The sequence below is a fragment of the Bacteroidota bacterium genome (assembly GCA_030706565.1).
Lineage (GTDB): Bacteria > Bacteroidota > Bacteroidia > Bacteroidales > JAUZOH01 > JAUZOH01.
In genome coordinates, this window is sequence record JAUZOH010000314.1 from 1 (window position 1) to 4,456 (window position 4,456).

Here is a 4,456-nt window from a genome sequence, read left to right on the forward strand (position 1 = left end):
ACGGGACAAAGATATGGATGATAAGGAATAGAGTTTCCTATAGGAGAATCCGCCATGTGCGGATCCTTTCGACATTATAAATTAAAATGCTCATGTTTGCGGATAAAACACAAAGGTAAAATAGCAAACATGAAGTTTTATAGATTGTTTAAAATTAATTAAATAATTATGTATGAAGTATAAAGTTTACGCATATTTGTTTTTAGCTTTTTCCTGTAGTATGAGTTGTTTTGCAGGAACTGTGCTGCCTGTAACGATTGAAAATTTACAGTGTGAGCACATGGAGGGCCCTTTAGGAATAGATGCGCCGAATCCAAGATTATCATGGCAGATCAACGACCTTCGCCAGGGAGCAAAGCAGAAAGCATACCGGATTTTAGTGGGTACTGATTCCCTGGAAGTGCTCAAAGGAGTGGGCAAGGCATGGAATACCGGAAAGATTAAATCGGACCGGATGCTGGTGGCTTATGGGGGAACTGCGCTTCAATCCTTTACCAGATATTATTGGTGTGTAGAAATATGGGATAAGGATAAGAAAGCGGTCAGATCTTCAGTTGCTGCTTTTGAGACAGGTTTTATGCCTGATGGAACCTGGAAAGGGAGCTGGATTTCGGATGGGCAGGATAAGGATTACAGGCCTGCTCCCTATTTTAGAAAGGTTTTCTATATCAACAAGAAAATTAAATCGGCCAGGGCTTATATCGCTGTGGCCGGTCTGTATGAGCTTTATGTTAATGGGATAAAAGCAGGGAATCATTGCCTGGATCCTATGTTTACCCGTTTTGACCGCCGGACATTGTATGTTACTTATGATGTAACTTCCCGGCTTGAGATAGGTAAAAATACATTGGGCGTAATATTAGGAAATGGCTGGTATAACCTTCAATCCACTGCAGTGTGGTATTTCCACCAGGCGCCCTGGAGGGCAAGGCCTGCATTTTGCATGGATCTTCGTGTTACTTATGATGACGGGTCTGTTGAAACACTTACTTCCGATGCCAGCTGGAAAACTTCATCCAGCCCCATTGTTTTAAACAGTATTTATACGGGCGAACATTATGATGCACGGTTGGAGCAGCCCGGATGGAACACGGCCAGCTTTGATGATTCCGCGTGGAAGCCGGCTTCGCTTCGTTCTGCGCCTTCCTCACATATCGTTGCTCAGATTTTATATCCTATCCGGAAAATTGAAACAGTACCCACTAAGAATGTGATTAAGATCAATGATACAACTTATGTTTTCGACCTGGGCCGGAATATCGCTGGAGTAAGTCAATTTTCTGTTGCCAGCCCGACCGGGACTATTTTTAGATTAAAACACGGGGAACGTTTGGATGATGATGGCCGGGTAAATATGTCCAATATTGATGTCCATTATCGTCCAACGGATGATACGGATCCTTTTCAGACTGATATTTTTATTTCCGGTGGCAAAGGAATGGAAACATTCGTTCCTCATTTTAATTACAAGGGTTTTCATTATGTTGAGGTTACAAGCAGTAAACCTGTTGAGCTAAACAAAGAGAATTTAACTGCATACTTTATGCACAGTGATGTGCCTCCTGCCGGAAAAATAAACTCTTCCAACCCTACATTGAATAAAATCTGGTGGGCAACGAATAATTCTTATTTGTCGAATTTGTTTGGTTATCCCACCGATTGCCCACAACGTGAAAAAAATGGTTGGACAGGAGATGCCCACACTGCCATTGAAACCGGGCTTTATAATTTTGACGGGCTTACTATTTATGAGAAATGGCTTGCAGACAACCGCGATGAGCAACAACCCAACGGGGTTCTTCCTGCCATTATCCCTACCAGCGGATGGGGATATCATTGGGCAAACGGTCCCGACTGGACCAGTACCATCGCCATTATCCCTTGGAATATTTATTTATTCTATGGCGATTCGAAATTACTTGCTGCATGTTACGACAATATAGTTCGTTATGTGAACCATATTAATGACTTAAGTCCTAATGGCCTTACTTCGTGGGGACTGGGAGACTGGGTACCTGTTAAGTCAAAATCCCCGGTTGAGTTTACTTCCTCCGTTTATTATTATACGGATGCAAATATACTGGCCCAAACTGCAAAGCTGCTTGGAAAACAAGCCGATTATGAAAAATATTCTGCTTTATCATCTAAAATAAAAGATGCTATCAACGCAAAATATTTGAATAAGGAAACGGGTATCTATGGGCAGGGTACTCAGACGGAATTAAGTGTTCCTTTATTTTGGGGTTTAGTTCCGGATGAATTGAAAGAAAAAGTGGCTGCAAACCTTGCAAAACGGGTGGAAGCTGATGGCTTTCACCTGGATGTCGGATTATTGGGAACCAAGTCTATTCTTAATGCGCTTAGCCAATATGGTTATGCCGATGTGGCTTATAAGGTGGCAGCACAGGAAGATTACCCGTCCTGGGGCTGGTGGATTAAAAATGGGGCCACTACCTTATATGAAAATTGGAAAATAGGGGCTAAAAATGATGCCTCCCTTAATCATATTATGTTTGGCGAAATAGGAGCCTGGTATTACAAAGCTCTGGGTGGGATATATCCCGATCCGGAGAAACCGGGATTTAAAAATATCATTTTGAAACCTAACTTTCCTGAAGGATTGGATTATTTTGAAGCTTCCCATCAATCTCCTTTTGGAAACATTCTGTCTAAATGGAAGAAACAGTCCGGAATAGTGTCCTATACGGTGACCATACCGGCAAATTCTACTGCCAGCTTGATTATACCCAAACATTTTGAGCTTAAATCGGCCAAAGGACCTGAGGGCCCAATGGCTTTTAAGGAAAAGGATTTTATTTCCCTGGAAGCTGGCACTTATAATTTTGAAATCGGACAAACTTCTGCCAGTTTTTAAATTATTATGAGCCAACCGTACAGGTTTATTTGTAAATATCTGATAATCAAATAGTTAGAAATTATTGAGGTGTTTTGTTTTATCCTCTTGTAACATTTGATTAATCAGGACGTTGATTTTTTAAATAGGAAATTGTATGGTTTTAATTCAAATTCATTCATTATGTACAGACGAATAGTATCGTTAGCCATATTTTTTGCATGTGTTCCGCTTTTGGCTCAACATCCAAATTACAATGATCATATCCGCTTGTTATATAAGGCCACCGTTGGTGATTTTTTCATTCCCCAGGCGGGCTTATATAAAGAGACCAATGCGGTCAAAAATGAAAAAAAATATTCCTATCTCTGGCCCTTGTGCGCATTGATGCAGGCTGCCAACGAGATGGAACGTTTGCAGCCTGGCAAAGATTATTTGAATCCTGTAATGAAGGCCATTGATCAGTATTATAACTCAAATCCCCCGTTACCGGCTTACCAGGCTTCGGTGACTAAAGAGGAAGCAGATACCCGTTATTATGACGACAACCAATGGATTGGGATCGCTGCCATGGATGTATACCACAGGACAAAAAAGAAAACATACCTCAAAATGGCCCAGGCTATTTACAAATTTATGATGACGGGCTATGATACTGTTTCAGGTGGCGGTATTTATTGGCGCGAAGGGGATAAGAAAACTAAAAATACCTGTTCCAACGGCCCTGGTATTTTGTTGTGCTTACAATTATATAAAAGCACTAAACAACAAGGGTATCTGGATACTGCCCTTTTGTTATACAGTTGGGTCAATAAATATTTACTTTCCCCCGAAGGGGTATACTATGATGCAATAAAAATTCCGGAGCTTACTGTTAATAAGGCAACTTATACATACAATACCGGTACCATGTTGCAATCGAATGTTTTGCTTTATGAAATATTACATCAGGAAAAGTATTTAATAGAAGCCAAAAGGATAGCCGCTGCTGCAGAAAAACATTTTTATGTGAATAACAAGCTCCCTGGTGATTATTGGTTTAATGCCGTATTGTTACGGGGTTTTGTTGAATTGTACCAGGTTGAAAAAGATAAAAAAAGGCTTCAGTTCTTCATGGCTGATGCCGAACGGGTATGGCAACAGGAAAAAGATGAAAAAAATCTAATAGGGAAAAAAGCAACCAAAAGATTAATCGATCAGTCGGCCATGCTTGAAATATTTGGAAGATTACAATTACTGGAACAAAAAACTAATTCATTCCTGAATAAATAATTTTTGTACTTTGGTTGAACCCTTGTGTTTGTTAACCCTAAAAAGAATAAAAATTTATAAGTTTGACTTTGCATTTTTGAGCCGGATACATCTTCATCATTTTAAAATTAACCTTAATGAAATAACAAATGGTAAAATGAAAATGTCACCAAAACCAATTATTACCTTTTTATTATTGTTCCCAATAGTCTTTTGTTTTGCGCAAAATAAAAAATATGGGAAACAAACAAAAACTTCCTCAGGTCAAAAAAATGTAGTTGATTACGTGGACACCAAAATCGGGGTTATAGGTACACGTGCCAGCAATTGCGTTTTAGGCCCTCAGATGCC

At 39.8% G+C, this 4,456-nt stretch carries 3 protein-coding genes; all 3 read left to right on the forward strand.

The annotated features are described in order from the left end of the window. Window positions 1-220 precede the first annotated feature (220 nt). Window positions 221-2,875 carry a family 78 glycoside hydrolase catalytic domain gene (locus Q8907_13185; GenBank protein ID MDP4275224.1) on the forward strand — a complete coding sequence of 885 codons (2,655 nt, stop codon included), beginning with the start codon at window positions 221-223 and terminating at the stop codon, window positions 2,873-2,875. A gap of 162 nt (window positions 2,876-3,037) precedes the next feature. Continuing rightward, complete coding sequence (locus Q8907_13190) at window positions 3,038-4,126, forward strand: glycoside hydrolase family 76 protein (GenBank protein MDP4275225.1); 1,089 nt, start codon at window positions 3,038-3,040, stop codon at window positions 4,124-4,126. Window positions 4,127-4,268: 142 nt separating this feature from the next. Further along, a partial coding sequence (locus Q8907_13195) for a hypothetical protein (protein MDP4275226.1) occupies window positions 4,269-4,456 on the forward strand: 188 nt, incomplete at its 3' end.